The sequence below is a fragment of the Chromobacterium violaceum ATCC 12472 genome (assembly GCF_000007705.1).
GTDB classification, from domain to species: Bacteria; Pseudomonadota; Gammaproteobacteria; order Burkholderiales; family Chromobacteriaceae; genus Chromobacterium; species Chromobacterium violaceum.
In genome coordinates this window covers 3,195,518-3,220,112 of sequence record NC_005085.1, presented here as the reverse complement: position 1 = coordinate 3,220,112, position 24,595 = coordinate 3,195,518, and the positions used below count along the sequence as shown (strand labels likewise).

Sequence of the window (24,595 nt, the reverse complement as noted above, 5' to 3'; positions counted from 1 at the left end):
CATGAGCGGATTCAGGATGGTTTGGCTGTTGCTGGCGCTTGGGTGCGGCTGGATAGGGCAGGCGCAGGCACAGGGGCTGCTGATTCTCTGTTATCACGAGATTTCGCAGGCCCAGGCGCGGCAGGATGATGAAAGCGTCGATGTGGATGCCTTGGCCCGGCAGCTGGAATGGTTGCGCGGCGCGGGATTCCGCTTCGTCAGCCTCGACGACGCGATGGCGGCCAGGGCCGGCGGACCGGCTTTGCCGGACAAGTCGGTCTTGCTGAGTTTCGACGACGGCTACCGCAGCGTCTATACCCAGGTCTACCCGGTGCTCAAGGCTTTCCGCGCGCCGGCCTTGATCGGTCTGGTTGGCAGCTGGCTGTCCCCGCCCGAGGGCGGCAGCGTCAACTTCGCCGGCGTGAAGGTTCCGCGCGATGATTTCCTCTCCTGGGGGCAGATTCGCGAGATGCAGGCCAGCGGCCTGGTGGAGGTGGCCAACCATACATTCGATCTTCATTACGGCATCCAGGCCAATCCTCAGGGCAATCTGCTGCCGGCCGCCTCGTCGGCGCGCTACGACCCGGCTAGCGGCAGTTACGAGAGCCATGGCCAATTCCTGGCGCGGGTGGAGCGGGACCTGGCGCGGAACAGCGCGTTGCTGCGTCAAAAGCTGGGACGCGCGCCGCGCGCCATGGTATGGCCCTATGACAGTTACACCCGGGAAGCGGGGGCCATCGCCGCCAAGCTCGGCATGCCGGCGATGCTGACCTTGGACGACGGGGTCAATGGCCCCGACGTGCCCCTGTCCGCATTGCGGCGGGTGCTGGTGGGCGCGGACATGAGCCTGGCGGATTTTGCCCGGCTGGTGCAGGCCAGCCAGCGCTGGCCGCAGGGCATCGCGCCCAGGCCCGAGCGGGCGATGCCGCTGTCGCTCGACGACATCTACGACCCGGATCCGGCGAAGCAGGAAGAGAAGCTGGGCAAGGCGCTGGATCGCGTGAAGGAGATGGGGGCGAGCATAGTCTATCTGAAGGCATTCCACGATCAGGACGGCGATGGCGTCGCGCGCCAGCTGTACTTTCCCAACAGCCATCTGCCGATGCGCGCCGACCTGTTTAACCGGGCCGCATGGCAGCTGGACAGCCGCGTGGGCGTGGAGGTTTATGCCTGGCTGCCGGTGGATGGGTTGCGGCTGCCGCCTCCCGCTCTATTCGACGTTTATCGGGAGCTCGGCCGCGCAGGCCGCTTCCGCGGCTTGCTGTTCCGAGGCGAGGGGCTGCCACCGGCCGGCGCGCCGGCAATGGGCGGCCGGGACGCGCTTCAGCTGCGGCTGGCCGAGGCGGTCCGCGAATCCAACCCCAGGCTGAAGGCGGCCAGCGGGCTGGACGGCGACGCCTTGCTGAGCGGCGCCGCGGATGATGACTGGCGCAGAATGCTGGCCGAATACGACCGAGTGGAGGTGTCGGCGGCGCCGCGGCAGGCTGCGGGGGGCAATGCGGACGACTGGCTGCGCCGTTTGCAGCGCAAGGTGGCCGAGACGCCGGGCGCGCTGGAGAAGACGGTTTTCGAGTTGCCCAGCGTCGACCCGCGCAGCGGCAAGCCGGTGCCGGCGGAGACGCTGGCCGGCTGGATGCGCGAGCTGAATGGCTGGGGCGTGCGCCAGATGGCGTATTACCCGGGCCTGCCGGACAGCGACGCCGCCGGATGGCGGACGCTGAGGCGGGCGTTTTCCCTGGCCGAGACGCCGCGATGACGCGGGCGGCTTGCGGCAACGATGCGTCGGAGGAGCGGCGATGAACCACTACGTTCTGGATTTCGCCTTTTATTACCCGCTGTTCATGTCCTATCTGTGGATGATAGGCGCGGTGGGGTATTACTTGCACTACGAGCGGCATGATCCGCCGCTGGAGCATCCTCCGGATGTCAGCTATCCGCCTGTGACGGTGGTGGTGCCGTGTTTCAACGAAGAAGCCCACGTCCGCGAAACGCTGTCGCATGCGCTGGCGCTCGACTATCCCGAGTTCGAGGTGATCGCGGTCAACGACGGCAGCAGGGACGGCACCGCCGCCATCCTGAACCAGATGGCCCAGGAGCATCCCAGACTGCGGGTGATCCATCAGGCGCACAACCAGGGCAAGGCGGTGGGCCTCAATACCGCGCTGCTGTTGTCGCGCTACGAGCACCTGATCTGCATCGACGGCGACGCGCTGCTCGATCCGCATGCGGCCAAGTGGCTGATGCGCCACTTCCAGCTGGGCTCGCGCGTCGGCGCGGTGACCGGCAATCCCCGCATCCGCAACCGCACCACGCTGCTGGGCCGGCTGCAGGTAGGGGAGTTCACCTCCATCATCGGCCTGATCAAGCGCGCGCAGCGCACTTATGGCCGTCTGTTCACCGTGTCCGGGGTCATCGCGGCCTTTCGCAAGACCGCCGTCGTCCAGGCCGGCTACTGGAGTCCCGACATGCTGACCGAAGACATCGATATCAGCTGGAAGATACAGCTGCAACATTGGGACGTGCGCTTCGAGCCGCGCGCGCTGGTGTGGATACTGATGCCGGAAACATTGAAGGGCCTGTGGAAGCAGCGGCTGCGCTGGGCCAAGGGCGGCACCCAGGCCTTGCTGCGCAACAGCGAGATCTTCGGCTCATGGCGGTTTCGCCGCATGTGGCCGGTGTATGTCGAATATTTCTTCAGCGTGGTGTGGTCGTATGTGATGGCCTTCATCATCATCTGGTGGATAGTGGACGTCTTCATCCCCGGTGCGCTCCCACCGGTGGACTCGCCGTTTCTGCCCAATTGGCAGGGGCTGCTGCTGGGCCTGACCTGCCTGCTGCAATTCATCGTCAGCAAGGCGATAGACAGCCGGTACGACCGGGGCCTGGGGCGCAATTATTTCTGGATGGTGTGGTATCCGCTGGCCTACTGGCTGGTCAATACCGCCACCACGGTGGTGGCGTTTCCGCAGGCGGCGCTGCGACGCAGCGGCAAGCGCGCGCGCTGGGTGAGTCCGGACCGGGGAGTACGCTGATGGCCACCCCCTTGCATGAGCATGAAGACGACTATCTGATCATTTCCGCCGTGCACAATGTGCCGTGGTGGCGCCGCCTGCTCGGTTGGCTGGTGACGCTGGCGTTCTGGTGCGTGTGGTTTTACCTGTGGTTGCCGCTGCTGGTGTCCCTGGCCAGGCTTGGCGGGATGCGCGTCCCTGTTCCCGGCTGGGTGCGGGGCATAGGCTGGGTGCACAGCCGCCATCTGCTGATCCTGTACGCCTTGGCGGCGGCGTTGATCGGCGGCGCGCTGCTGTTGTGGGCGGCCATCAATCTGTGGCGCTTCGCCGGCGTGAACCGGCGCGGGCAGATTCCGGCGGTGGCGGAACGGGAGGTGGCGCAGGCGCTGGGCATCGCGGAAACCGAGCTAGCTCGCGGCAGGCGCAGCAAGGTCTGCATCGCTCGCCATCAGGATGACGGCTGGCTGGAGTCCGTGGAGGTGGTTCAGCCGCTTCCTCCGCCGATGGCATCCGTTCCCGAGCCGCCGCCGCGCGTCGGCTAAAATCTGCCAGGGATGCCGGATGCCGCGCGCGGCCGAACGCAGCTTCCCCGCGATTTCCCATCGCGAGGCTTTTCAAGGCTGAGCCCGCCGGCGGGGCCCGAGTTATCCGCGGTCCCAGGGGGCTTCCGGCCCGCCCAGCTTTTCCACCAGGAAGTCCAGCAGGCTGCGCAGCGACAGCGGCAGCAGCCGGCGCGATGGGTAAAGCGCGTGAATGCCCAGCACGGCGGGCTGCCATGCCGGCAGCAGCGCCGCCAGCTCGCCCCGCCGCACGTATGGCGCGGCCAGGTAGCTGGGCTGCAGGCTGACGCCGGCGCCGGCCAGCGTGGCGCTCAGGAGCGCGCTGGCTTCGTTGGCGCTGATGTTGCCGGCGACCCGCACTTTCGATTCTTCCTCGCCCTTCCGCAACCGCCATTCGCTGCGGCCGAAATTGCTGTAGCTGAGACAGCGGTGGCTCTCCAGATCCACCGGCTCTTTCGGCGTGCCGTGGCGGGCAAGGTAAGAGGGCGCGGCCACCAGCAGCGAGCGGCAATCGCATAGCCGCCTTCCCACCAGGCCGGGGTCCGGTTCGTTGGTAATGCGGATGGCGAGGTCTATTCTTTCTTCAATCAGGTTCACCGCGCGATCGCCCAGCTGCAGGTCTACCCGCAGCTGGGGGTGGCGCTCGCCGAACTCCGCCACGGCGCCGCCCAGCACCGCCAGGCCGAAAGAGGTGCTGGCCGCCACCCTGAGCAAGCCGCGCACCTGGCCGTCGCGCTGGCTGGCGTCGGCCCGCACTTCGTCCGCCAGGTCCAGCATCTGCCGGCAGCGGGCCAGGCAGGCGAGGCCGGCGTCGGTGAGGGTGACCTTGCGGGTGGAACGCTGCAGCAGCCGCACGCCCAGCCATTGCTCCAGCTCTTCGACATAGCGGGTGACCATCGGGCGCGACATGTCCAGCTTGTCGCCGGCGGCGGTGAAGCTGCCCAACTGGGCAACTTCGGCGAAGACTTGCATGGCGGTGAGTCGGTCCATTTATTTGCACGATTTAAGAAACAATAATGTGCAGTTTAGCCGATTTATTGGATCGATTATTGCGCTTATAGTGTGCGCATCCTCACTGAAACGCAGTGCAACCCGCCGGCGGGCGCCGGCATTTAGACCAAGGAGTCACCTTATGATCCGTCAAACTCTGATCGCCGCCGCTCTCGCCGCCGCCGGTTTCGCCCATGCGGGCGACCTGAAACTGTCGGTGTACAACGCCGATGGCAACAGCTTCAACGTTTCTTCCGTGCTGGTCACCGGCGACAAGGACGCCGTGCTGATCGACACCGGCTTCACCCGCGCCGACGCCTACCGCATCGCCGCCAAGGTGCTGGACAGCGGCAAGAACCTGAAGACCATCTACGTCAGCCAGGCCGATCCGGACTACTACTTCGGCGCCTCGGTGCTGAAACAGATCTTCCCCAAGGCCGAACTGGTGGCCGCGCCGGAAGTGCTGGCCCACATCAAGGGCAATGTGAAGGGCAAGGTGGCGTTCTGGGGCCCGAAGATGGGCGCCAACGCGCCGCAGGCCAACCCGTTGCTGCCGACCGCGCTGAAGGCTGACAAGATCATGCTGGAAGGCAAGGCGCTGGAACTGCGCGACACCCAGGGCGTGATGGCTCACCGCGGCTATATGTGGATTCCGTCCATCCGCGCCATCGTCGGCAATGTCGGCATCTACTCCGGCATGCATGTCTGGACCGCCGACACCCAGAACGACGCCGAACGCAAGGGCTGGTACAAGCAGCTGGACGACATGGAGGCGCTGAAGCCGGAAGTGGTAGTGCCGGGCCACATGATCGCCGGCGACAAGATGGACGTGTCCGCCATCCGCTACACCCGCGACTATCTGAAAACCTTTGAGGCCAAGAACGCCGAAACCCGCAACAGCGGCGAGCTGATCGAGGCGATGAAGCAGGCCTACCCGAATGCGGCCGAAGTCTCCACGCTGGAGCTGGGCGCCAAGGTGCGCAAGGGCGAGATGAAGTGGTAACAAGCATGAAACTGCATTATTTCTACGATCCGCTGTGCGGCTGGTGCTACGGCGCCTCTCCGCTGCTGCAGGCGGTGGCCGCATTGCCGGGCGTCAGCGTGGAAATGCACGCCGGCGGCATGCTGGACGAGTCGGAAGGGCGCACCATCACCCCCGATTGGCGATCCTACGTGATGCCGCACGACAAGCGCATCGCCCAGATGAGCGGTCAGCCTTTCGGCGACGCTTACTACGATGGGTTGTTGAACGATATCGGCGCGCCGCTGGCCTCCAATCCGGCCATCGCCGCGGTGCTGGCGGCGGACACGCTGGGCATCGCGCCGCTGGCGATGCTGGCACGCATCCAGCGCGCCCACTACCAGGAAGGCCGGCGCATCGCAGAGTTCGCGGTGTTGAGCGAATTGGCGGTCGAACTGGGCGCGGATGCCGGCGCTTTCCAGGCCGCCTGGCAGCCGGCCCGCGAGGATGCCGAAAAGCACATCGACGACACGCGGCGCCGGATGGGCCAACTGGGCCTGCGCGGTTTCCCGTCGGCGGTGCTGGAGCAGGATGGCCGGCTGGAGCGCCTGGAGTTGTCGGGCTGGTTCGGCAAGCCGGCGCAACTGGCCGCGGCCTTGGCGGAACGCCTGCCCAAGCCGGCCGCGGGCGGCGACGACGCGCTGTTCTGCACGCCGGAAAGCTGCCGCTGATTTTCTTGCCGCATCCTGGCCGCCGCCCACTCCGGGCGGCGGTTTTTTTCGTGCTGCCGGCGGCTACTCCCCGGCGTCCTGGATTGGCTGGATCTCGGGGTAGGCGGCCTGCTTCATCACCGTGGCCATCAGCCGGAAAGCGTCTACCCAGGCTGCGCGCAGTTCCTGGGTCCACGACGCCTCGCCCAGCCCCTGCTTCAAGGTCCACAGCAAGGCATTGCCCACCGGGGTGTAGTCGCCAGGCTTGACGCCGTAGTCGACATGGCGTTGCGCCAGCTTGCGCAACACGGGCGTCAATTGCTCCAGATCGTCCAGCCCTTTGACCGCCAGCTTCAGCGTGGACATCAGCATTTGCCGCTGCGCGGCCATGTCCTTCTTGAACAACGGGCGCAGATCCGGCGCGTATTCGAACAGCTTGTCGTAAAACAGCTTGGCGGCCTCGTCGGCGATCGGCTCCACCTTGGCGAAGCTTTCCTGGACCAGGCGGATTTGCTGCTGGGTGAGGGGCATGTCTCGCTCCTTGCGGCGGGTAATGCATTCAAGATAGCAAATCGACCGGCTGACAAAAGACAGGGGCCGGAGCCGGAATACGAAAGCCATGGCGCGGCTTTGCCTGTACCAATCAGATGAGCGGCACGGACGGCCCGGCTATCAGGCCGGGAGCGGGAACCGGAAAGAAATTCATCCGTCCCCTTCAAGAGCGGGTGCCGATATCGATAGCGCGGGTAAATGGGTTTTCTCGCGGCATTGATATTTATTTGACATTCAATGCTTGAAAGTTACTGCTGGCGACATACTCTTAAATACCAATCAAATACCAATTGAACGTCATGAGGAGAGGGCAGATGCGCAGAACGACAGGCAGGGCGATTGCAATGGCTATGCTGCTGGCCCTGGGCCAGCACGCATGGGCGGCGGCTTGCCCGGGCTGGGCCGAGGGAACGGCCTACAAGGTCGGCGACGTGGTCAGCTACAACAATGCCAACTATACCGCGCTGGTGGCGCACACGGCTTATGTCGGCGCCAACTGGAACCCGGCCGCCTCGCCGACGCTGTGGACGCCGGGCGGCAGCTGCGCCGGCGGCGATCCCACTCCGCCGACGCCGCCGAATCCACCGACCCCGCCCAGCCCGCCGCCGGGCAATACCGTGCCTTTCGCCAAGCATGCGCTGGTAGGCTATTGGCACAATTTCGCCAATCCGAGCGGCAGCGCCTTCCCGCTGTCCCAGGTCAGCGCCGACTGGGATGTGATCGTGGTGGCCTTCGCCGACGACGCCGGCAACGGCAACGTCAGCTTCACGCTGGATCCGGCCGCGGGCAGCGCGGCGCAGTTCATCCAGGACATCCGCGCGCAGCAAGCCAAGGGCAAGAAGGTGGTGCTGTCGCTGGGCGGCCAGAACGGTTCGGTGACGCTGAACAACGCCACGCAGGTGCAGAACTTCGTCAACAGTCTGTACGGCATCCTCACCCAGTACGGCTTCGACGGCATAGACCTGGATCTGGAGAGCGGCAGCGGCATCGTCGTCGGCGCGCCGGTGGTCAGTAATCTGGTCAGCGCGGTCAAGCAGCTGAAGGCCAAGATCGGGCCCAATTTCTACCTGTCGATGGCGCCGGAGCATCCGTATGTGCAGGGCGGCTTCGTCGCCTACGGCGGCAACTGGGGCGCCTATCTGCCCATCATCGACGGCCTGCGCGACGATTTGTCGGTGATCCATGTCCAGTACTACAACAACGGCGGACTATACACCCCTTATTCCACCGGCGTGCTGGCCGAGGGATCGGCCGACATGCTTGTCGGCGGCAGCAAGATGCTGATCGAGGGCTTCCCGATCGCCAACGGCGCGTCGGGCAGCTTCAAGGGCCTGAGGCCGGACCAGGTGGCCTTCGGCGTGCCGTCCGGCCGCAGTTCGGCCAATTCGGGCTTCGTCACCGCGGACACGGTGGCCAAGGCGCTGACCTGCCTGACCACGCTGCAAGGCTGCGGCTCGGTCAAGCCGGCGCAGGCTTATCCGGCCTTCCGCGGCGTGATGACGTGGTCGATCAACTGGGACCGCCGCGACGGCTACACCTTCTCCCGGCCGGTGGCCGCCAGCCTGCGCCAGCAGCCTGTCGCCGCGCAGGCGGGCAAGAAAAAGGCCGCCCGCGCGACGCGGACGGCCTGGTGATGCGATGACTGGATGATCGTCGCTCAGGCGGCGGTCATCTGGTAGCCGCTGATCTGGGCGGCGGAAACCAGCATGTTCAGGTACTCGTGCATGGCTTGGTTGACCGCCAGGTCGGCCAGGTAGTGCTGCAGGCGTTCCTTGACTTCGTCGAAGCCGATCTTGCCGCCTTCGGCGCGCTGCTCCACCTGGATGATGTGGTAGCCGAACTGGGTTTCCACCAGGTGCGGGGTGATCTGGCCGGCTTCGGTGCTGAACACCGCCTGTTCGAATTCCGGCACCATCTGGCCGCGGCCGAACTGGCCGAGGCTGCCGCCTTGCTTGCCGGACGGGCAGGTGGAGTGCTCCTGCGCCAGGGCGGCGAAGCGGGACGGGTTGGCTTGCGCCTCTTCCAGGATGCCTTCAGCCTTGGCCTTGATCAGGCTGGCTTCCAGGCCTTCGCCCTTCGGCAGCAGGATGTGGCTGGCCACGGCGCTTTCGCCGGCGCTGAAGCGCTCCGGATAGCGGTCGTAGAATTCGCGGCAGCTGGCCTCGTCGATGGCGGGCACCTGCAGCTTGCTGTCCAGCAGCGTCTGGATCGCCTGCTGCTCGTCGGCCACGTCCAGGCCTTCGCTCTTGGCCTGCTGAATCAGCAGGGTGTGCAGGATCAGTTGCTGGATGGCGGTGTCGCGCGGGCTCGGGGTGTCGGCGTAGTGGTCCAGTTGGGACGCGATCATGTCTTCGCTGATTTCGACGCCATTGACGGTGATGGTCATGTGAGTTTCCTGTGGGGGAGCGGCCAGGTCATGGCGTTTCCAGATGAGGCTGCCTGGGCAGCGCTGACAAGGGCAGGGCGGGCCTGCTGCGGATGAGCGGGAAGGTAAGCGCGGCGGGGAGCGCTGTCAAGCAAAACGGGGACGGCAAGCCGTCCCCGTCGCGCGCGGTGCGGGGGCTTACTGCTGGATCTGCGCCTTGGCCTTCAGCTCGGCGACATATTTCTCGATGCGGGCGCCCATCACGCGCTGGGTCAGCTGCGGACGGATTTCCTCGAGCTGCGGCACGTTGCGCTGGGTGCGCACGTCGTCCAGCTTGATCACGTGCCAGCCGTATTCGGTCTTCACCGGCTTGGCGGTCACTTCGCCCTTGGCGAGCTTGCTCATCGCTTCGGAGAACGGCGCGACGAAAGTGCCGGCTTCTTGCCAGCCCAGGTCGCCGCCATTGGCCTTGCTGCCCGGATCCTGCGATTTTTCCTTGGCCAGCTTGTCGAAGGACTTGCCCTTCTTCAGCGCGTCGATCACGGACTTGGCTTCGGCTTCGCTCTTAACCAGGATGTGGCGGGCGTGGAACTGCTTGGTTTCCGGCACCGAGGCCGCCAGCTTGTCGTATTCGGCCTTCAGATCGGCCTCGCTCAGCGGATTAGCCTTCTCGTAGTCCTTGATCAGGCGGTTGGCCAGCGCCATCGCCTGCATGTTCTGCAGTTCGGCGTTGAATTCCGGCGACTTGTCCAGGCCCTTCTTCACGGCTTCCTGGCGCAGCACTTCGGCGGTCACCAGTTGGTCCTTGATCTGGTCGCGGGCCTGCGGGTTCACGTTCTGACCCTGGGCTTCCATCATTTTCACCACGGCGTCGACGCGGGCGTCGGAGATGGGCTGGCCGTTGACGGACGGGCCGGCCACGGCGATCGCGCTGCCGGCGAAAGCGGCTACCAGGGCGGTTTGCAGCAGGATTTTACGCATGTTGTTCTATTCCCGGATAAGGTGGATTTACTGGATCTTGCTCTTGGCGCGCAGGTCTTCCACGGCCTTGGCAATGGCTTCTTCCTGCAACTGGCGGGCGATCTGCGGCTTGACGGCGTCCAGCGGCGGCACCTGGGCGTTGCGGATGTCGGCTACCTTGAATACGTGCCAGCCCAGTTGGGACTGGTAAGGCGCGCTGCTGACCTGGCCCTTGGGGATGGCTTTCAGCGCCTCGGCCAGCTTGGGCTCCATGCGGGACAGGTTGCCCCAGTTCATGTCGCCGCCGCTTTGCTTGGCGTTGGGGTCGATGGAGCGGGTCTTGACCAGTTCGTCGAACTTGGCGCCCTTCTTCAGCTGGGCGATCACCTTCTGCGCGTCGGCTTCGCTGCCGAGCGTGATCTGGTAGGCATGGACTTCCTTGCTGCCGGCGACCTGCGCGGCCATTTCGTCGTAGCGGGCCTTGATCTGGGCGTCGCCTACGTTGGCTTTCTCCGCGATGTCGGCGAACAGCGCGTCGCGCAGCAGCTCGGCGCGGACTTCATCCATCCGCTTCGCGAAGGCCGGCTGCTTGTCCAGGCCGCGGCGGGTGGACTCCTGCAGGATCAGCTGGCGGCCGATCAGCGAGTTCTTCAACTGCTCGCGCAGTTCGGGGCTGTCCTGCATCTTGCCGCCGCTGCTTTGCACGACATTGGTGACGGCGGCGTCCAGTTCGGACTTGTCGATGGAGACGCCGTTGACCACGGCGATCGACTCCGCGGCGACCGGCAGGCTGATCGAGGCTGCCAGCGTCAGGGCGGCGATACGGGAGAGTTTCATATTGTCCCTTTGGTAGAAATTCAGAGTTCTTCTGGTGTCAGGGCGCGGATGGCCAGCGCGTGGACGCGGCCGGACATCATCTCGCCCAGGGTCTGGTAGATCAGCCGGTGACGCGCCACGCGGTTAAGGCCGGCAAAACGCGCGCTGACGATGGTCAGCGTGTAGTGGCCGCCGCCGCTCTTGGCGCCGGCGTGGCCGGCGTGCAGCGCGCTGTCGTCCTGGATGTCCAGATGCTCGGGCTCCAGGGCGCGTAGCGCGGTTTCCAGCAGTTGCACGGTATCGCTCATGCGGGGAAAACCTGCACGAAGGGCTGGACGTCGACGCTGGCGTAGACGCCGCCTGCCTGGTACGGATCGGCCGCGGCCCAGGCGCGCGCGTCTTCCAGCGACGCGAACTCGGCCACCACCAGGCTGCCGCAGTAGCCGGCCGGGCCGGGATCGGCGCTGTCGATGGCGGGCAGCGGGCCGGACAGCTTCATCCGGCCCTGGTCCTGCAGCGCGGCCAGCCGCGCGCGGTGTTCGGCGCGCAGCGCGATGCGGCGCTCGAGGCTGCCGGGATGGTCGCGCGCGATGATGGCGTACAGCATTATTTCTTTTCCTCGATGTACTTGGCCAGGAACAGGCTCTGGGCGATCACGAACAGCAGCATCAGGCCCATGCCGCCGAACAGCTTGAAGTTGACCCAGACGTCCTCGCTGAAGTGGTAGGCGACGAACAGGTTGAGCGCGCCCATGAAGGCGAAGAAGCCGCTCCAGGCCCAGGTGAGCTTGCGCCAGACCGGATCGGGCATTTCGATCTGCTTGCCCATCATCAGGCGCAAGCCGTTCTTGCCGGCGAATTCGCTGATCAGCAGACCGGCGCCCATCACCCAGTACAGCACAGTGGGCTTCCACATGATGAAGTGCTTGTCGTGCAGCAGCAGCGTGGCGCCGCCCAGCACGACGATCAGCCCGAGGCTGATCCATTGCATGGTGTCGACCTTGCGGTGCTTGAACCAGGCCCAGGCCACCATCACCGCGGTGGCGGCGATGGCCACGCCGGTCGCGACGAACATGTCGCGCGTCAGCCAGTAGGCGCCGAAGAACAGCAGGACGGGAAGGAGATCGGTAAAAAATTTCATGCGGGTGATTATGGGGGCTGGCGCGGCCAGATTCAAGCCGCGCCGGGGCTTTCAAAGGGATTAACGGTTAGTTTGTTTGACCACGCTGAGCGCGCTGGCCACCAGCCCGCCGACGTCTGCGACGTTGCTCGGCATGATGATGGTATTGTTTTCCTTGGCCAATTTGCCGAAGGCGGCGATGTATTGCTCGGCGACTTTCAGGTTGACCGCCTCCAGGCCGCCTTCGGTGCGGACGGCGCCGGCGATGCGGTTGATCGCGTCGGCGGTGGCGTCCGCCACCAGCCGGATCGCCTCGGCTTCGCCCATCGCCTGGTTGATCGCGGCCTGCTTGCCGCCCTCGGAGTTGTTGATGGTGGCCTGCATCTCGCCCTGGGACTTCTGGATCGCCGCCTCGCGGGCACCGGTAGCCAGGTTGATCTGCTCCACCTTCACGCCTTCGGACTGGGCGATGCGGGCGCGTTTCTCGCGCTCGGCGGTGATCTGCGCCTGCATCGCGTGCAGGATGTCCTGCGGCGGCACCAGGTCCTTGATCTCGTAGCGCAGCACCTTGACGCCCCAGTTGATCGCGGCTTCGTCCAGCGAGGCCACCACGCTGCGGTTGATGTCGTCGCGCTCTTCAAACGTTTTGTCCAGCTCCAGCTTGCCGATGACCGAGCGCAGCGTGGTCTGCGACAGCTGGGTGATGGCGACGATGTAGTTGCTGGTGCCGTAGGAGGCTAGCTTGGCGTCGGTCACCTGGAAGTAGAGGATGCCGTCCACCTTCAGCTGGGTGTTGTCGCGGGTGATGCAGATCTGGCTGGGCACGTCCAGCGGGATTTCCTTCAGGCTGTGCTTGTAGGCGATGCGGTCGATGAAGGGGGTGATGATGTTGAGGCCCGGCGTCAGCGTGGCGTGGTAGCGGCCCAGGCGCTCGACGATGTAGGCGTGCTGCTGCGGCACCACCGCCAGCGATTTGAAAATGAAGATGACGACGGCCACGAACAGGATCAGGGCGATTTCCATGGGTTTTTCTCTTTATTGCGGTTGTTGTGACGAGATCTTGAACAGATTGCCTTCGCGGCCGGAAATGTAGCCGGTGCTTCCCGCGTCCAGCCGGCTGTCCATCAACAGGGCGTCCCATTCGGCGCCGCGGTAATGGATGCGGGCATGGCCCGGCGTGGTCAGCGCGCGGATTTCCACCTGCTGGCCCCAGTCGGGGTCGTCCTGCGGCGGAGGAGGAGGCATCAAGCTGCGCCGGCGGCGATGGATCGCGAGCAGGCCGACGGCGCCGCTGACGCTGGCGATCAGCCACTGCCACGGTTCCGGCGCGCCCAGCCAGGCGGCGAATCCGCCGCAGGCGAGCGCCAATGCCACCATCAACAGGTAGAAGGTGCCCGATACGAATTCGGCGATCAGCGCGACCAGCGCGCAGCCGAACCAGAAGGTGAGTTGCGACATGAAATCCTCAGCGGACGGTCATCACGGTTATTGTCCGGCCATTTCTTGCGAATGACAACGGGGTCGCCGGCGGAGCCGGCTGCGCGGGCTGGGCCTGTTCTCGATCATGTTCCGGCGGCGGGCTTCTGGGCGGGCCGCGGAGGAAAATCGCGAGCAGATCTTTATACGTGGTCGCGATCTGGCAGGAAATGGGACAGGTGGATGGCGTCCTCGCTGTCCAGCCAGAATTTCCTGACGTACAGCCACAGGCCGGCGACGATCAGCGGCGAAAGCAGGAGCAGGGTGGTCATGGCCGTTCCCTCCGGAAGGTTCCCGCTTTCAGTCTAGACCGCCGGCGCGGTGTCTGCGGTACCGGAATCGCGGCCTCCGGGTTTACAATGCCCGCCCGTTTCAGACTGCAGGATGCGCCGAATGTTCCAGTTGCAAGCCGAGGCCCGCGCCGAGGTGGAAATCCGCAAGAGCCGCTTCATCGGCATCGTGTCGCCTGCGGCCAGCCGCGACGAGGCGTTGCGCGAGCTGGCGGCCATCCGCGCGCGCTGGCCGGATGCCCGCCATTACTGCGCGGTGCTGCTGTGCGCCGGCGACTCCATGCTGGACGACGACGGTGAGCCATCGGGCACCGCGGCCAGGCCGATGTACAACGTGTTGCGGCACAAGGACATCACCAATGTGCTGGCGGTGGTGGTGCGCTATTTCGGCGGCATCAAACTGGGTGCGGGCGGCCTGGTCAGGGCCTACACTCAAGCTGTCAACGCCGCGCTGGCCGAGGCCACGCTCATGGAGCTGAGCCGGACCTGCCTGCGGCGGCTGGCGGTGGACTTCGCCGGCGAGGCCCGCCTGCGGCACGCGTGCCAGGAGATGGGGCTGGCGGTGGTGGATCAGCAATACGCCGACAGGGTCTGGCTCACGGTGGAGCTGCCCGAGGCGGAGATCGACGAGCGGTTGGCCCGCCTGGCCGACCGGATGGCCGGCGCGCTGGAGGTGGCGGCGCCGGACGGCTGAGAACGCAATGAACGGGAGGCGCAGATGACGCAGCAGAAACAGTACCGCCTGGTGACGCGCAGCGATTTCGACGGACTGGTGTGCGCGGTGTTGCTCAACGAGCTCAAGCTGATCCGCGAGGTGATGTTCGCTCACCCCAAGGACATGCAGGACGGCAAGGTGGAAATCACCGGCGACGACATCACCACCAACCTGCCTTACGTCGCCAAGGCGCACTTGGTGTTCGACCATCATCTGTCGGAAACCCTGCGCAACGCCACCGATGTCGACAATTACGTGATCGACCCGCGCGCGCCGTCGGCGGCGCGGGTGGTGTACAACCATTATGGCGGCAAGAAGGCGTTTCCCGGCATCAGCGACGAGATGATGGCGGCGGTGGACAAGGCGGACTCCGCCCAGTTCTCCATCGACGAAATCCTGAATCCCAAGGACTGGGTGCTGCTGAACTACCTGATGGACGCGCGCACCGGGCTCGGCCGCTTCCGCGAGTTCAAGGTCAGCAACTTCCAGCTGATGATGGATTTGATCGGCTACTGCCGCAATCACGGCATCGACGAAATCCTGCAGCTGCCGGACGTGCAGGAGCGGGTGGCGCTGTATCGCCAGTACGAGACGCTGGCCAAGGAGCAGATCCGCCGCTGTTCGCGCGTGCACGGCAACGTGGTGGTGCTGAACCTGCTGCACGAGGAAACCATCTATCCGACCAACCGCTTCATGATCTACGCGCTGTTTCCCGACTGCAACATCTCCATCCACCAGATGTGGGGGCTGAACAAGCAGAACACCGTGTTCGCGGTGGGCAAGTCCATCGTCAACCGCACCTCGCGCACCAATGTCGGCGCGCTGATGCTGCAATACGGCGGCGGCGGCCACGAGGCGGCCGGCACCTGCCAGGTGGGGCATGACCAGTCCGAGGATGTGCTGGACGAGCTGATCGCCCGCATCCGCGGGCACGGCTAGGGCGGGCGTGGCCGGCGACGGTCTGATGCCGCCGGCCCTGTGGCTTCGCTTACAGCTCGCGCAGCAGCGCCAGCGCCTGCAGCAGATCCGGGCAGGTGGCCAGCGCCTGCTCGCGCTGTTGTTGGGACGGTGCGATCAGGTCCGGCACCAGGATGACCCTGGCGCCGGCGGCGACGCCGGCCTGCATGCCGTAGGGCGAATCCTCCAGCACGATGCAGCGCTCCGGCGCGGCGCCCAGCAGCGCGGCGGCCGCCAGGTAGATGTCGGGCTCCGGCTTGGTGCGGGCCACTTCGTCTCCGGCGATGGTGTGCCGGAAATAGCGGGCCAGTCCGCTGCGCGCCAGCTTGACGTCGGCGATCGCGCGGCGGGTGGAGGTGGCCACCGCGCGCGGGATGTCTTGGCTTTGGGCCCAGTCCAGCAGCTCGACGATGCCCGGTTTGAGCGGAATCTCCTCCTGTTCCAGCATGCGGCGGTAGCAGGCGCGGCTGGTCCGCTGCAGCAGGGCGGCCTGCTCCTCGTCGGCCAGGTATTCCGCGATGTAGCGGGTGCAGCGGGCTTCGGACAGGCCCACCATGCCCATCAGCATCGCCTCGTCTATCCGGATGCCCAATTCCGCTCCGGCGCGGCGGGTAGCCGCGCAGGACAGCGTCTCGGTATCCAGCATCAGGCCGTCCATGTCGAACAGCAGGGCGTCGAAACTACGGTTCATTCCTTCTCCTTTCCACCCGAAACTATCGGTTTCCCGGGCTGCCGGCAAGGGCGATGACTCTGGTATAGTGATCCCGGTCAAGCACAGGGCGAGGGAGGCGAGGGTGAGGTCGGTACTGATAGCGAATCCCAAGGGCGGCAGCGGCAAGTCGACGCTGGCCACCAATCTGGCGGCCTATTACGCAGCCAGTGGCAAGAAGGTGATGTTGGGGGACGTGGACCGCCAGCAGACCTCCTTGCACTGGCTGGCCAGGCGCGATCACGCGCTGCCGGGCATCTCCGGCTGGGAGGTCGCCGCCAACGAGCCCAGGCGCCCGCCGCGCGGCACCGAGGTGGTGGTGCTGGACAGCCCGGCCAGCCTGCACGGCAAGAAGCTGACCGCGCTGCTGTCACAGGTGGAGCACGTGATCGTGCCCATCCAGCCGTCGCCGTTCGACATGTGGGCCAGCGAAGCCTTTTTCGAGCAGATGCTGGAGGAAAAGGCCATCCGCAAGAACAAGGCCTATATGGCGGTGGTGGGCATGCGGGTGGATCCGCGCACCCGTTCGGCCAGGGAGCTGGAGCAGTTCCTGGCGCGGCACGAGGTGCCGGTGCTCAGCTGGCTGCGCGATACCCAGCTCTACGTGCAGGCGGCGTCGGCCGGGATGTCGCTGTTCGACCTGCCGGCTTCGCGCACCGCGCGGGACCGCGAAGCGTGGCTGCCGATACTGCGCTGGCTGGGAGAGGATCCGGCGGCCTGGTGCGACAAGTAGCGAAAATTTTTACGTGCAGACTCTTGACGTCGAGAATCAATGCGCGTAGCTTTGTGTCGTAACTGCGTGCGAGCCGAAGACAGGCGTCGCAGGGGTAGCTGCAAATGGGAGCCTATACGGCTCCCGTCTTTGTTTGGGGCCCCTGTTTTTTCATCCAAACCTGTTTTTGTGGGAGCACACGCATGATCAAGACCGAACTCAACTACGGCGACGTATACCTGGTGCCGAAGAAAACCGTGGTGGACAGCCGCAAGGAGTGCGACACCTCCGTGCAGTTCGGCCCGCGCCGCTTCGCGATGCCGGTCTACCCGTCCAATATGAAGTCGGTGGTTTCGGCCGAAACCTGCGAGCTGTTCGCCCGCGAAGGCTGGTTCTACACCCTGCACCGCTTCAATGTCGACGCGGTGGCCTTCACCCGCTACATGCAGGAGCAGGGCCTGTTCGCGTCGATCAGCGTCGGCGTCAACGACGACACCTACGAGCAGCTGGACGCGCTGAAAGCCGCCGGCCTGAGCCCCGAATACATGACGCTCGACATCGCTAACGCCTGGTGCGTGAAGGCGGAGCGCATGATCAAGCACATCAAGCAGCATTTCCCCAACACCTTCCTGATCGGCGGCAACGTCGCCACCGCCGAAGCCGCGCGCGACCTCGAGGCCTGGGGCTGCGACGCGATCAAGGCCGGCATCGCCGGCGGCCGCGTCTGCATCACCAAGAACAAGACCGGCTTCCATCGCCCGATGGTCTCCACCGTGCGCGACTGCGTGGCCGCGGTGACGATCCCGGTGATCGCCGACGGCGGCATCGTCGAGCACGGCGACATCGCCAAGGCGCTGGTCTGCGGCGCGACCATGGTGATGGCCGGTTCGCTGTTCGCCGGCTATGACGAGTCGGCGGGCGACATCGTCGAGATCGCGGGCAAGCACTACAAGGAATACTTCGGCAGCGCCTCGCAGTTCAACAAGGGCGCCTACGTCAACGTCGAGGGCAAGAAGATCCTGGTCGAGTACAAGGGCAGCATGGGCAAGCTGCTGCGTGAACTGCAGGAGGACCTGCAGTCTTCGGTCAGCTACGCCGGCGGCACCACGCTGGCCGCGCTGCGCGAGGTGGAGATGATCCAGGTCTATCGCTGAGCCGACATCTGAAACGACAAACGGCCGCGGGCTTGCGCTGCGCGGCCGTTTTCATGCCTGCTGTTACTTGGCGCCGGCCAATTCCGGCGCGGCGGCCTCGGCCTTGCTGCGGCATTGCAGCCAGATCGCGCACTCCAGCTGCATCGCCGTCTCGCCGCGCTGGTTGCGGGTGGTCCAGCTCACCTTGACCACGCCGAAGCCGGGTTGGCTGCTTGAGCGGCGCTTGTCCAGCACTTCCACTTCCACCTGCAGCGTGTCGCCGGGGCGGCTAGGCTGCGGCCAGCGCATCTTGTCGATCTGCATGCCGATCAGGCCATTGGCGGCGCGGCCCAGTTCAGACTCCGCCACCAGCCGCATCGACAGGCTGCTGGTATGCCAGCCGCTGGCGGCCAGGCCGTTGAAGAAGGTCTGGCGGGCGGCCTCCGGATCGGTATGAAACGGCTGGGGGTCGAACTGGCGGGCGAAAGCGATGATTTCCTGCTCGCTCAGCGTGTGTTCGGCGCTTAAAAAAAGCTGGCCGGGCCTAAGGTCTTCGAAGTAGAGCATGATTCATCTTACGTTAACGTAACATCAGGCTTGCAGCATAGCCTCGGCGTTGAAATTGGTCAAAGCATCATTCTCAATCCAGCGCGGCGGCAATCGCCTCGGCAAGGCCGGCGGGATTGTCCCAGGCCAGCGAGTGGCCGGCGTCGGCCACGATGCTGGCGGCGATGCCATGCCGGGGCAGCCATTCGAGGTCGGGATCGGGCAGCGATTTTTCGCCGAAGATGATGCGGCGCGGCATGGACAAGGCCCGCAGCTGCTCGCGCCAGCTGACTGCGCTGCCCGCGATCAGGCCCTTGGCCGCCCTGTGCACGGCTAGCGGCGAGGCGACGGCCATGCTGCCGGCCCAGTTGGGATTGTCCGCGCCGAAGGTCCGAATGATTTCCCGATGGCCGCGGGCGACGTAGTCGGGCTCGCTCCAGCTTGCCAGCGCGCGGCTGTAGGCGCCGCCGCCGCTGTCCAGATTCGGCTCGGCCAATACCAGGCGCCGGATTCGGTCAGGCAATAGCGTGGCCAGTTCGATGGCGACGCTGCCGCCCATGCTGTGGCCGTACAGATCGAATTCGCGCAAGCCCAGTTGTTCGATCCATTGCCCCAGCGCTTCAGCCTGGGCGCCGGGGGCGTAGCTGAAATCTTCCGGCTTGTCGCTGAAGCCGTGGCCCAGCAAATCCACCAATAGCGCGCGGCGCCTGGCGAGACCCGGTTCGGCCAGCAGGCGGGGATAATCGAACGAGGAGGCGCAGCCCAGGCCGTGCAGCATGATGAGCGGCGCGCCGTGGCCGGGAATGTCGTGATAGCGCAGCATGGCTTGCGGCTGGGAAAGCGCGAAATATTGCATGATGGATTCAGCGTGAGGAGTTTGAAATTTTCCGGTATTCATGTCGCTTCAGGCCGCTGATGTGGGTCAGCCGGGTTCCGGCGGCCTGGCGGCTGAAGATCAGCCGCTCGGGCAGCCGCTCCAGTCTGGCCTCGCAATGCTCAGGCCCGCTGCGGCTGGCGATGACGGCGCAGTCGCAGCGCGCGCCGTAGCGGCGCGTGAGCGTGGCGATGCCGCCATTCATGATGATTTCATCGCCGTCGCCGGCCAGGTAGCGCCCATCGAGCCAATCGGGCAGGGTGGCGAAGCCGGTTGCGGCGGGGCCGGTATCGACAGGGTTACCGTCAAGGAGCTGGCAAACCGTTTCCGCCAGCGCCCAGGCATCGGTTTGAGCCAGATGGCTGAGCGCGATCACGCAACGGTTCTTGGCTGGCTGGGCCAGCAAGACCGAAACAAAGCCGTTGATGTCGCCAAGATGGGAGAAGACGGGGCCGTCGGGCGCGTGTTCGCGATACCAGCCGGCGGCATTGGTCCGGCGTCCAGTATTGTTGCATCCGCGTCGGCCAGTAGTCGGGCAGGGCGGTGTGATTGCCCAGCCCGGAGCGGTGGCGCAGCAAGTGGCCGGCGGTGAGGGCGTCCGGCAGCTTGAATTGCGGCAACAGCGGCTGAAGGGGCTGATCCAGCGCCAGCAGGCCATCGTCCACCAGCCGCAAGACCAGCGCGACGGTAAAGCTTTTGCTGAGCGAGCCTATGCGCAGCGGCGTGTCGTTTGCCATCGCTCTGCCGGAAGCGGCATCGGCCCAGCCATAGCTGCGCAGCCATTGCCTGTCGCCCTCGGCAGCCAGGATGACGCCGCTGAAATTGCCGTCGGCGGCCAGGCGTTGCAGATAGGGCATCAGCAAATCCATGGGCTCTGCCTAGTTGGCCAGCGCGTACAGCGCGGTGTCGCGCAGGCTGCCGTCCGGCGCGATGCGCTCGTTGCGCAGGATGCCTTCCAGCCGGAAGCCGGCGCGCTCGGCGACGCGGCGGCTGGCCAGGTTTTGCTCGTCGGCCAGGCAGGCGATGCGGCGCAGACCCAGCTGAGCCTGGGCGAAGTCGCAGATGGCGCGCACGGCTTCGCTGATCAGTCCCTGGCCCTGCCAGTCGCGATGCACCCAATAGCCTATGTGCGCCTGCCGGTGTTTCCAGTCGAGCTGATGCAGGCCGCTGGCGCCGACGAGGCAGCCGCCGTCCTTCAGGAGCAGCAGCATGGGCAGCCCCTTGCGAGCCAGATAATCGACCCGGCTCTGGCGGCAGAAGGTTTCCGAGATATCGACCGAGGGTTCCTGCATCGCCCAGAGCATGGAGGCGGGAAAGGCGCGCAGCGGTTCCAGCGAGGCGCAGACGGCGGCATATAGGGCCGCGCCGTCGCCCGGCATCGGGCTGCGCAGAATCAGGCGTTCGCTTTCTATCTGGTCGGGGATGTCGCGCAGAATATCCGTCATGTCATGCTCCTTGCATTGTGCAATGCAATATTAACGTCATAACATGAAATATTCCAAATGGAATTTCAGATCCGCAGCGCGGTGATCAGCGCGGCCTCCAGCGCCAGCGCGGTCTTGTCGTCCTTCAGCGCCGCGCCGGAGACCTGGAACGAGTCCTCGGCCCGGCCGCCCAGCGTCATGATCTTGGCCGAGCGCACGTTCAGACGGTAATCGGCCAGCACCTTGGCGATGCGGGCGAGCAGGCCGGGACGGTCGCCGGCGACGATGGACAGGATGAAGTCGCTGTCCTTGTCGTCCGGGCGGATCGACACCTGCGGCGTGATTGGAAAGTGCTTCAGGTGGCGGCTGATCCGTCCTTGCGGCGGCAGCTGCAAGGGCTGGTCGGTTGCCAGCGCCGCGGCGAGCTCGAACTCGATGAAGTTGATCATGTCGCGGTAATCGCCGTCGTGGTGCTCGGGCACGAAGACGTGGAAAGTGTCCAGCGCGTAGCCGTGGCGGGTGGTGTAGACCTTGGCGTCGGCGATGCTGTAATTGGTGCGGCCGAAAAAGGCGCAGGCGCGGGCGAACAGCTCCGGCTTGTCCGGCGAGTAGATCAGCACCTGCAGGCCTTCGTGGTCGTCGGCCAGGCGCGCGCGCACCTGCGGCGTGTCCGGCGACAGCTGGCGGTTGAGCACGCGGGCGTGCCAGGCGATTTCCTTGGCCTCGTGGCGCAGGAAGTAGACGGTGTCCAGCTGGGCCCACAGGCCAGCCTCGGCGGCGTCCGGTATCGCGTGCAGCCGCAGCTGGGCGCGGGCCTGGTTCTTGCGGGCTTCCAGCTCGGAGGCGAGGTCGATTTCGCCGCCGCGCGACAGCACGCGCAGCGTCGCGTGGTACAGGTCTTCCAGTAGCTTGGCCTTCCAGGTGTTCCACACCTTGGGGCTGGTGCCGCGGATGTCGGCCACGGTCAGCAGGTAGAGTGCGGCCAGCCGGCGCGGGGTGCGCACCAGTTCGGCGAAGCGCTGCACCGTTTCCGGATCGTAGATGTCCTGCTTCTGCGCGATGCTGGACATGGTCAGGTGCTGACCCACCAGCCAGGCGACCAGTTGGCAATCTTCTTCCGCCAGGCCGTGGTCGCGGCAGAAGGCGTCGGCGTCGGCGATGCCCAGCTGGGAGTGGTCGCCGCCGCGGCCCTTAGCGATGTCATGGAACAGGCCGGCCAGGTACAGCACTTCGGGCCGTTCGAAATCGTTGATCAGCCGCGACAGGAACGGATATTCGTGGTTGTACGCGCTGATGGCGAAGCGGCGCAGATTGCGTACCACCATCAGGATGTGCTCGTCGACGGTGTAGACGTGGAACAGGTCATGCTGCATCTGGCCGACGATCTGGCCGAAATTGGGCAGGTATTGGCCGAGGATGCCGTACAGGTTCATCCGCCTGAGCGTGCGGGTGAGGCCGGACGGTTCGCGGAAAATCTGCATGAAGGTGGCGCGGTTGCGCGGGTCGCTGCGGAAGCGGTCGTTGATCTGGCTGCGGCCGTGCCACAGCGCGCGCAGCATGCGCGGCGCGAAGCCGGACAGTTCCGGGTGGCGCTGCAGGGTGAGGAAGGCTTCCAGTATCGCATGCGGGTGCTTGTCGAAGACGTTGACCTCGCGTATGCCCAGCATGCCGTTGACCGCGTGGAAGTATTCGCTGATGTGCTGGGTGACGCGCGGCACCTGGCAATAGATGCGGCCGCGCAGATTGGGCAGCAGGATGCCGTTGAGCTGGTTCACCGTCTTGGCGGCGCGGAAATACAGCTGCATCAGCTGCTCGCTGGCGCGCTTGGCCGGCGTGTCGGCCAGGCCCCAGGCCTGCGCCACTTGCTGCTGCAGGTCGAAGATCAGCCTGTCCTCGCGGCGGCGGGCCAGCAGGTGCAGGTCGACGCGCAGTTTCTGCAGCTGCTCCTCGCTGTGCTTGATCAGCCGCGCCTCGGCCAGGGTCAGGATGCCGCGCCGGACCAGGGAATCCCAGTTGTCGCCCAGGCCTGCGGCCTTGCTGATCCACAGGATGGTGTGCAGGTCGCGCAGCCCGCCCGGGCTTTCCTTCAGATTGGGCTCGAGGTTGTTGCTGACGCCGAAGTGGCGGGTGTGGCGCTGCTGCTGCTCCAGCGTCTTGCCTTCGAAGAAGGCGAGCGGATCGCGCTGGGCCTCCAGCCGCCGCATCAGTTCGCGCCAGGGCTCGGCCGGACCGGCCACCAGGCGGTTTTCCAGCAGATTGGTTTCGATGGTGATGTCGCCGGCCGCCTCGCGCAGGCATTCGTCCAGCGTGCGCACGCTGTGGCCGATCTCCAGGCCGATGTCCCACATCAGGCCGATGAAGTGGCTGACCTTGTCATTGATCTCGGCCGGCGTCGGATCGGGCAGCAGGATCAGGATGTCGACATCGGAGCAGGGGAAGAGCTGGCCGCGGCCATAGCCGCCCACCGCGGCCAGGGCGGCTTGTCCGTCGAGCCCCTGTTCGCGCCACAGCGCGGCCAGCGTCTGGTCCACCGCCTGGCTGTAGCGGCGCAGGAAGGCCGGCGCGTCGCGGTCGGCGCGGTAGGCGTCGGCCAGTTGTTGCCGCTTTTCGGCCAGCGTCTGCCGCCAGTGTTGCAGGGGAGCGGCCGAAAGCGTCATGTCAGCGCCTTTCCTGTTTGGCGATGATGGCGATGCCGCCCAACAGGAAGATCAGCGTGGGCAGCGTGGCCGACAGGATGGCGTTCCAGTCGTACAGCAGGCCCAGGTGGCCGAACAGGCGGTTCACGAAGTGGAAGGTCACCCCCAGGCAGATGCCGGCGAACAGCTTGATGCCCAGCTGGCCGTGGCGGCGCTGCTGAGGGGTGAAGGCCAGCGCCACCAGCGCCATCGAAATGCAGGCCAGCGGATAGAACAGCTTGCTCCACAACGCGATTTCGTAGCGCTGGGTCTGCTGCTTGTTCTTCTTCAGATGCTCGATGTAGGTGAGCAGGTTGTGCGCCGACATCTGTTCCGGCACCACCAGCAGCACCGACAGGATTTCCGGCTCGACGATGGACTTCCACTTCAGCGTCGGATAAACGGCGCTGATGGTGCGGTTGGGGGCCAGCACGGTTTCCTTGACGTTTTCCAGCTGCCAGCTGCGGTCTTGCTTGGAGAAGGTGCCGCGCTCGGCGATGCGGGTGCGCTCCAGCTTGAAATCCTGGTCGTAGGTATAGATGCGGATGCCCAGCAGGGTGTTGTCCGGCAGCATTTCGTGCACGTTGATGAAGTTCTGGTTGTCTTTCACCCAGGTGCCGGAACGGAATTCTTTGGCGACGATGGAATGGGTGGCGGTCAGCCTGGTGCGCTCGGCCTCCTGCATCGCCCAGGGCGCCGCGAACTCACCCAGCAGGATGGTCAGCACGGCGAAGCCCAGGCCGAACTTGAGCAGGGTGGCGGCGATTTGCTTGAGCGTGACGCCGGAGGTGCGGATCACCGTGTATTCGCTGGAGCTGGCCAGCTGGGTCATCGCCACCATGCCGCCGATCAGCACGGCCAGCGGCATCAGCTCATACGCGTGGCCGGGAATCAGCAGCGCCACGTAGGTGGCCATCACGCCGGCGGTGTAGTTGCCGGTGCCGAGGGCGGGCACTTCGCCCAGCAAGTCGAAAAAGCCGTACAGGCCCAGCAGCGCCAGCAGCGTGAACAACGTGGATTGGGTCAGCGTGCTGACGATATAGCGGTGTATGAGTTTCATC

29 protein-coding genes are annotated in these 24,595 nt (G+C 65.5%); 10 read left to right on the top strand and 19 right to left on the bottom strand.

The features are described from left to right. The first annotated feature begins 1 nt into the window (after window position 1). Genes pgaB through pgaD form a run of 3 tightly spaced genes read left to right on the top strand, consistent with a single transcriptional unit; the run spans window position 2 to window position 3,532 of the window. Entirely contained in the window at window positions 2-1,735 is a 1,734-nt protein-coding gene (gene pgaB / locus CV_RS14400) for a poly-beta-1,6-N-acetyl-D-glucosamine N-deacetylase PgaB (protein WP_052278845.1), read from the top strand. A gap of 40 nt (window positions 1,736-1,775) precedes the next feature. After that, the gene (gene pgaC / locus CV_RS14395) at window positions 1,776-3,011 is read left to right on the top strand and encodes a poly-beta-1,6-N-acetyl-D-glucosamine synthase (RefSeq protein ID WP_011136488.1); all 1,236 of its coding nucleotides are present in this window, start codon (window positions 1,776-1,778) and stop codon (window positions 3,009-3,011) included. After that, window positions 3,011-3,532, top strand: a complete 522-nt coding sequence (gene pgaD / locus CV_RS14390) for a poly-beta-1,6-N-acetyl-D-glucosamine biosynthesis protein PgaD (RefSeq protein ID WP_011136487.1) — start codon at window positions 3,011-3,013, stop codon at window positions 3,530-3,532. Before pgaC ends, pgaD begins: the two co-directional genes overlap by 1 nt. A 102-nt stretch (window positions 3,533-3,634) precedes the next feature. Here the strand turns inward: pgaD and CV_RS14385 are convergent, their stop codons facing one another. Beyond that, window positions 3,635-4,540 (bottom strand): LysR family transcriptional regulator, encoded by a 906-nt coding sequence (locus CV_RS14385; protein WP_011136486.1) that lies wholly within the window; start codon window positions 4,538-4,540, stop codon window positions 3,635-3,637. 142 nt (window positions 4,541-4,682) lie between these two features. Here CV_RS14385 and CV_RS14380 point away from each other — a divergent pair, with 142 nt between their 5' ends. Both CV_RS14380 and CV_RS14375 read left to right on the top strand, forming a co-directional pair. Further along, entirely contained in the window at window positions 4,683-5,543 is an 861-nt protein-coding gene (locus CV_RS14380; protein ID WP_011136485.1) for an MBL fold metallo-hydrolase, read from the top strand. A 5-nt stretch (window positions 5,544-5,548) separates the two neighbouring features. Then, window positions 5,549-6,232: a DsbA family protein gene (locus tag CV_RS14375; RefSeq protein ID WP_011136484.1), complete on the top strand. Its 684-nt coding sequence runs from the start codon at window positions 5,549-5,551 to the stop codon at window positions 6,230-6,232. Between the two features lie 63 nt (window positions 6,233-6,295). Here the strand turns inward: CV_RS14375 and CV_RS14370 are convergent, their stop codons facing one another. Further along, complete coding sequence (locus CV_RS14370) at window positions 6,296-6,742, bottom strand: globin family protein (protein WP_011136483.1); 447 nt, start codon at window positions 6,740-6,742, stop codon at window positions 6,296-6,298. A gap of 365 nt (window positions 6,743-7,107) precedes the next feature. Here CV_RS14370 and CV_RS14365 point away from each other — a divergent pair, with 365 nt between their 5' ends. Beyond that, window positions 7,108-8,397 carry a chitinase gene (locus tag CV_RS14365; protein ID WP_227590046.1) on the top strand — a complete coding sequence of 430 codons (1,290 nt, stop codon included), beginning with the start codon at window positions 7,108-7,110 and terminating at the stop codon, window positions 8,395-8,397. 23 nt (window positions 8,398-8,420) lie between these two features. Here the strand turns inward: CV_RS14365 and CV_RS14360 are convergent, their stop codons facing one another. From CV_RS14360 to CV_RS24290, 9 genes are all read right to left on the bottom strand, one after another. Further along, complete coding sequence (locus CV_RS14360; RefSeq protein ID WP_011136481.1) at window positions 8,421-9,149, bottom strand: peptidylprolyl isomerase; 729 nt, start codon at window positions 9,147-9,149, stop codon at window positions 8,421-8,423. Between the two features lie 177 nt (window positions 9,150-9,326). Next, on the bottom strand, window positions 9,327-10,109 hold the full coding sequence (locus CV_RS14355; protein WP_011136480.1) for a peptidylprolyl isomerase: 783 nt from the start codon (window positions 10,107-10,109) through the stop codon (window positions 9,327-9,329). A 27-nt stretch (window positions 10,110-10,136) separates the two neighbouring features. Further along, window positions 10,137-10,925, bottom strand: coding sequence for a peptidylprolyl isomerase (locus tag CV_RS14350; RefSeq protein WP_011136479.1), 789 nt, complete (start codon window positions 10,923-10,925; stop codon window positions 10,137-10,139). Between the two features lie 20 nt (window positions 10,926-10,945). Then, window positions 10,946-11,212, bottom strand: coding sequence for a BolA family protein (locus tag CV_RS14345; protein WP_011136478.1), 267 nt, complete (start codon window positions 11,210-11,212; stop codon window positions 10,946-10,948). Next, a complete protein-coding gene (locus CV_RS14340) occupies window positions 11,209-11,511 on the bottom strand; it encodes a YciI family protein (protein WP_011136477.1) in 303 nt (100 codons plus the stop codon). Before CV_RS14340 ends, CV_RS14345 begins: the two co-directional genes overlap by 4 nt. Beyond that, window positions 11,511-12,044 (bottom strand): septation protein A, encoded by a 534-nt coding sequence (locus CV_RS14335; protein ID WP_011136476.1) that lies wholly within the window; start codon window positions 12,042-12,044, stop codon window positions 11,511-11,513. Before CV_RS14335 ends, CV_RS14340 begins: the two co-directional genes overlap by 1 nt. Window positions 12,045-12,104: 60 nt before the next feature. Further along, window positions 12,105-13,046 carry an SPFH domain-containing protein gene (locus CV_RS14330; protein WP_011136475.1) on the bottom strand — a complete coding sequence of 314 codons (942 nt, stop codon included), beginning with the start codon at window positions 13,044-13,046 and terminating at the stop codon, window positions 12,105-12,107. A 12-nt stretch (window positions 13,047-13,058) separates the two neighbouring features. After that, window positions 13,059-13,481, bottom strand: a complete 423-nt coding sequence (locus CV_RS14325) for an NfeD family protein (RefSeq protein ID WP_011136474.1) — start codon at window positions 13,479-13,481, stop codon at window positions 13,059-13,061. Between the two features lie 161 nt (window positions 13,482-13,642). Further along, window positions 13,643-13,771 carry a hypothetical protein gene (locus CV_RS24290; RefSeq protein WP_254894011.1) on the bottom strand — a complete coding sequence of 43 codons (129 nt, stop codon included), beginning with the start codon at window positions 13,769-13,771 and terminating at the stop codon, window positions 13,643-13,645. A gap of 121 nt (window positions 13,772-13,892) precedes the next feature. Between CV_RS24290 and CV_RS14320 the strand changes: the two genes are divergently transcribed. Both CV_RS14320 and CV_RS14315 read left to right on the top strand, forming a co-directional pair. After that, entirely contained in the window at window positions 13,893-14,483 is a 591-nt protein-coding gene (locus CV_RS14320) for an IMPACT family protein (protein ID WP_011136473.1), read from the top strand. 24 nt (window positions 14,484-14,507) lie between these two features. Then, window positions 14,508-15,443 carry an exopolyphosphatase gene (locus CV_RS14315; protein ID WP_011136472.1) on the top strand — a complete coding sequence of 312 codons (936 nt, stop codon included), beginning with the start codon at window positions 14,508-14,510 and terminating at the stop codon, window positions 15,441-15,443. 49 nt (window positions 15,444-15,492) lie between these two features. Here CV_RS14315 and CV_RS14310 read toward each other — a convergent pair whose 3' ends face one another. After that, on the bottom strand, window positions 15,493-16,152 hold the full coding sequence (locus CV_RS14310) for an HAD family hydrolase (RefSeq protein ID WP_011136471.1): 660 nt from the start codon (window positions 16,150-16,152) through the stop codon (window positions 15,493-15,495). A 103-nt stretch (window positions 16,153-16,255) separates the two neighbouring features. Between CV_RS14310 and CV_RS14305 the strand changes: the two genes are divergently transcribed. Both CV_RS14305 and CV_RS14300 read left to right on the top strand, forming a co-directional pair. After that, window positions 16,256-16,903 carry a ParA family protein gene (locus tag CV_RS14305; RefSeq protein WP_011136470.1) on the top strand — a complete coding sequence of 216 codons (648 nt, stop codon included), beginning with the start codon at window positions 16,256-16,258 and terminating at the stop codon, window positions 16,901-16,903. Between the two features lie 182 nt (window positions 16,904-17,085). Next, window positions 17,086-18,036, top strand: coding sequence for a GMP reductase (locus CV_RS14300; protein WP_011136469.1), 951 nt, complete (start codon window positions 17,086-17,088; stop codon window positions 18,034-18,036). Between the two features lie 63 nt (window positions 18,037-18,099). On the opposite strand, the gene CV_RS14295 is transcribed toward CV_RS14300, so the two are convergent. The 7 genes from CV_RS14295 to lptG form a co-directional block, all read right to left on the bottom strand. Continuing rightward, window positions 18,100-18,582 (bottom strand): MaoC family dehydratase, encoded by a 483-nt coding sequence (locus CV_RS14295; RefSeq protein WP_011136468.1) that lies wholly within the window; start codon window positions 18,580-18,582, stop codon window positions 18,100-18,102. A gap of 73 nt (window positions 18,583-18,655) precedes the next feature. Beyond that, window positions 18,656-19,417, bottom strand: coding sequence for an alpha/beta fold hydrolase (locus CV_RS14290; RefSeq protein WP_043596367.1), 762 nt, complete (start codon window positions 19,415-19,417; stop codon window positions 18,656-18,658). A 7-nt stretch (window positions 19,418-19,424) separates the two neighbouring features. Then, a complete protein-coding gene (locus CV_RS23630) occupies window positions 19,425-19,811 on the bottom strand; it encodes a hypothetical protein (RefSeq protein WP_147296157.1) in 387 nt (128 codons plus the stop codon). After that, window positions 19,741-20,304, bottom strand: coding sequence for a serine hydrolase domain-containing protein (locus CV_RS23040; RefSeq protein ID WP_080509034.1), 564 nt, complete (start codon window positions 20,302-20,304; stop codon window positions 19,741-19,743). Before CV_RS23040 ends, CV_RS23630 begins: the two co-directional genes overlap by 71 nt. 9 nt (window positions 20,305-20,313) lie before the next feature. After that, on the bottom strand, window positions 20,314-20,880 hold the full coding sequence (locus CV_RS14280; RefSeq protein ID WP_011136465.1) for a GNAT family N-acetyltransferase: 567 nt from the start codon (window positions 20,878-20,880) through the stop codon (window positions 20,314-20,316). A gap of 65 nt (window positions 20,881-20,945) precedes the next feature. Beyond that, on the bottom strand, window positions 20,946-23,516 hold the full coding sequence (locus tag CV_RS14275) for a [protein-PII] uridylyltransferase (RefSeq protein ID WP_011136464.1): 2,571 nt from the start codon (window positions 23,514-23,516) through the stop codon (window positions 20,946-20,948). 1 nt (window position 23,517) lies between these two features. Then, a complete protein-coding gene (gene lptG, locus CV_RS14270; RefSeq protein ID WP_011136463.1) occupies window positions 23,518-24,594 on the bottom strand; it encodes an LPS export ABC transporter permease LptG in 1,077 nt (358 codons plus the stop codon). Window position 24,595 lies beyond the last annotated feature (1 nt).

What these genes read in the sequence shown, in the direction of transcription:
- CV_RS14290 (WP_043596367.1), bottom strand. Translation starts at nt 19,417, where the DNA reads ATGCAATATTTCGCGCTTTCCCAGCCGCAAGCCATGCTGCGCTATCAC.
- pgaC (WP_011136488.1), top strand. Translation starts at nt 1,776, where the DNA reads ATGAACCACTACGTTCTGGATTTCGCCTTTTATTACCCGCTGTTCATG.
- CV_RS23040 (WP_080509034.1), bottom strand. Translation starts at nt 20,304, where the DNA reads ATGGATTTGCTGATGCCCTATCTGCAACGCCTGGCCGCCGACGGCAAT.
- CV_RS14350 (WP_011136479.1), bottom strand. Translation starts at nt 10,925, where the DNA reads ATGAAACTCTCCCGTATCGCCGCCCTGACGCTGGCAGCCTCGATCAGC.
- CV_RS14380 (WP_011136485.1), top strand. Translation starts at nt 4,683, where the DNA reads ATGATCCGTCAAACTCTGATCGCCGCCGCTCTCGCCGCCGCCGGTTTC.
- CV_RS14275 (WP_011136464.1), bottom strand. Translation starts at nt 23,516, where the DNA reads ATGACGCTTTCGGCCGCTCCCCTGCAACACTGGCGGCAGACGCTGGCC.
- CV_RS14340 (WP_011136477.1), bottom strand. Translation starts at nt 11,511, where the DNA reads ATGCTGTACGCCATCATCGCGCGCGACCATCCCGGCAGCCTCGAGCGC.
- CV_RS14315 (WP_011136472.1), top strand. Translation starts at nt 14,508, where the DNA reads ATGACGCAGCAGAAACAGTACCGCCTGGTGACGCGCAGCGATTTCGAC.
- CV_RS14335 (WP_011136476.1), bottom strand. Translation starts at nt 12,044, where the DNA reads ATGAAATTTTTTACCGATCTCCTTCCCGTCCTGCTGTTCTTCGGCGCC.
- pgaD (WP_011136487.1), top strand. Translation starts at nt 3,011, where the DNA reads ATGGCCACCCCCTTGCATGAGCATGAAGACGACTATCTGATCATTTCC.
- CV_RS14295 (WP_011136468.1), bottom strand. Translation starts at nt 18,582, where the DNA reads ATGCTCTACTTCGAAGACCTTAGGCCCGGCCAGCTTTTTTTAAGCGCC.
- CV_RS14345 (WP_011136478.1), bottom strand. Translation starts at nt 11,212, where the DNA reads ATGAGCGATACCGTGCAACTGCTGGAAACCGCGCTACGCGCCCTGGAG.
- CV_RS14375 (WP_011136484.1), top strand. Translation starts at nt 5,549, where the DNA reads ATGAAACTGCATTATTTCTACGATCCGCTGTGCGGCTGGTGCTACGGC.
- CV_RS14360 (WP_011136481.1), bottom strand. Translation starts at nt 9,149, where the DNA reads ATGACCATCACCGTCAATGGCGTCGAAATCAGCGAAGACATGATCGCG.
- pgaB (WP_052278845.1), top strand. Translation starts at nt 2, where the DNA reads ATGAGCGGATTCAGGATGGTTTGGCTGTTGCTGGCGCTTGGGTGCGGC.
- CV_RS14370 (WP_011136483.1), bottom strand. Translation starts at nt 6,742, where the DNA reads ATGCCCCTCACCCAGCAGCAAATCCGCCTGGTCCAGGAAAGCTTCGCC.
- CV_RS14325 (WP_011136474.1), bottom strand. Translation starts at nt 13,481, where the DNA reads ATGTCGCAACTCACCTTCTGGTTCGGCTGCGCGCTGGTCGCGCTGATC.
- CV_RS14300 (WP_011136469.1), top strand. Translation starts at nt 17,086, where the DNA reads ATGATCAAGACCGAACTCAACTACGGCGACGTATACCTGGTGCCGAAG.
- CV_RS14330 (WP_011136475.1), bottom strand. Translation starts at nt 13,046, where the DNA reads ATGGAAATCGCCCTGATCCTGTTCGTGGCCGTCGTCATCTTCATTTTC.
- CV_RS14385 (WP_011136486.1), bottom strand. Translation starts at nt 4,540, where the DNA reads ATGGACCGACTCACCGCCATGCAAGTCTTCGCCGAAGTTGCCCAGTTG.
- lptG (WP_011136463.1), bottom strand. Translation starts at nt 24,594, where the DNA reads ATGAAACTCATACACCGCTATATCGTCAGCACGCTGACCCAATCCACG.
- CV_RS24290 (WP_254894011.1), bottom strand. Translation starts at nt 13,771, where the DNA reads ATGACCACCCTGCTCCTGCTTTCGCCGCTGATCGTCGCCGGCCTGTGG.
- CV_RS14355 (WP_011136480.1), bottom strand. Translation starts at nt 10,109, where the DNA reads ATGCGTAAAATCCTGCTGCAAACCGCCCTGGTAGCCGCTTTCGCCGGC.
- CV_RS14320 (WP_011136473.1), top strand. Translation starts at nt 13,893, where the DNA reads ATGTTCCAGTTGCAAGCCGAGGCCCGCGCCGAGGTGGAAATCCGCAAG.
- CV_RS14365 (WP_227590046.1), top strand. Translation starts at nt 7,108, where the DNA reads ATGGCTATGCTGCTGGCCCTGGGCCAGCACGCATGGGCGGCGGCTTGC.
- CV_RS14310 (WP_011136471.1), bottom strand. Translation starts at nt 16,152, where the DNA reads ATGAACCGTAGTTTCGACGCCCTGCTGTTCGACATGGACGGCCTGATG.
- CV_RS14280 (WP_011136465.1), bottom strand. Translation starts at nt 20,880, where the DNA reads ATGACGGATATTCTGCGCGACATCCCCGACCAGATAGAAAGCGAACGC.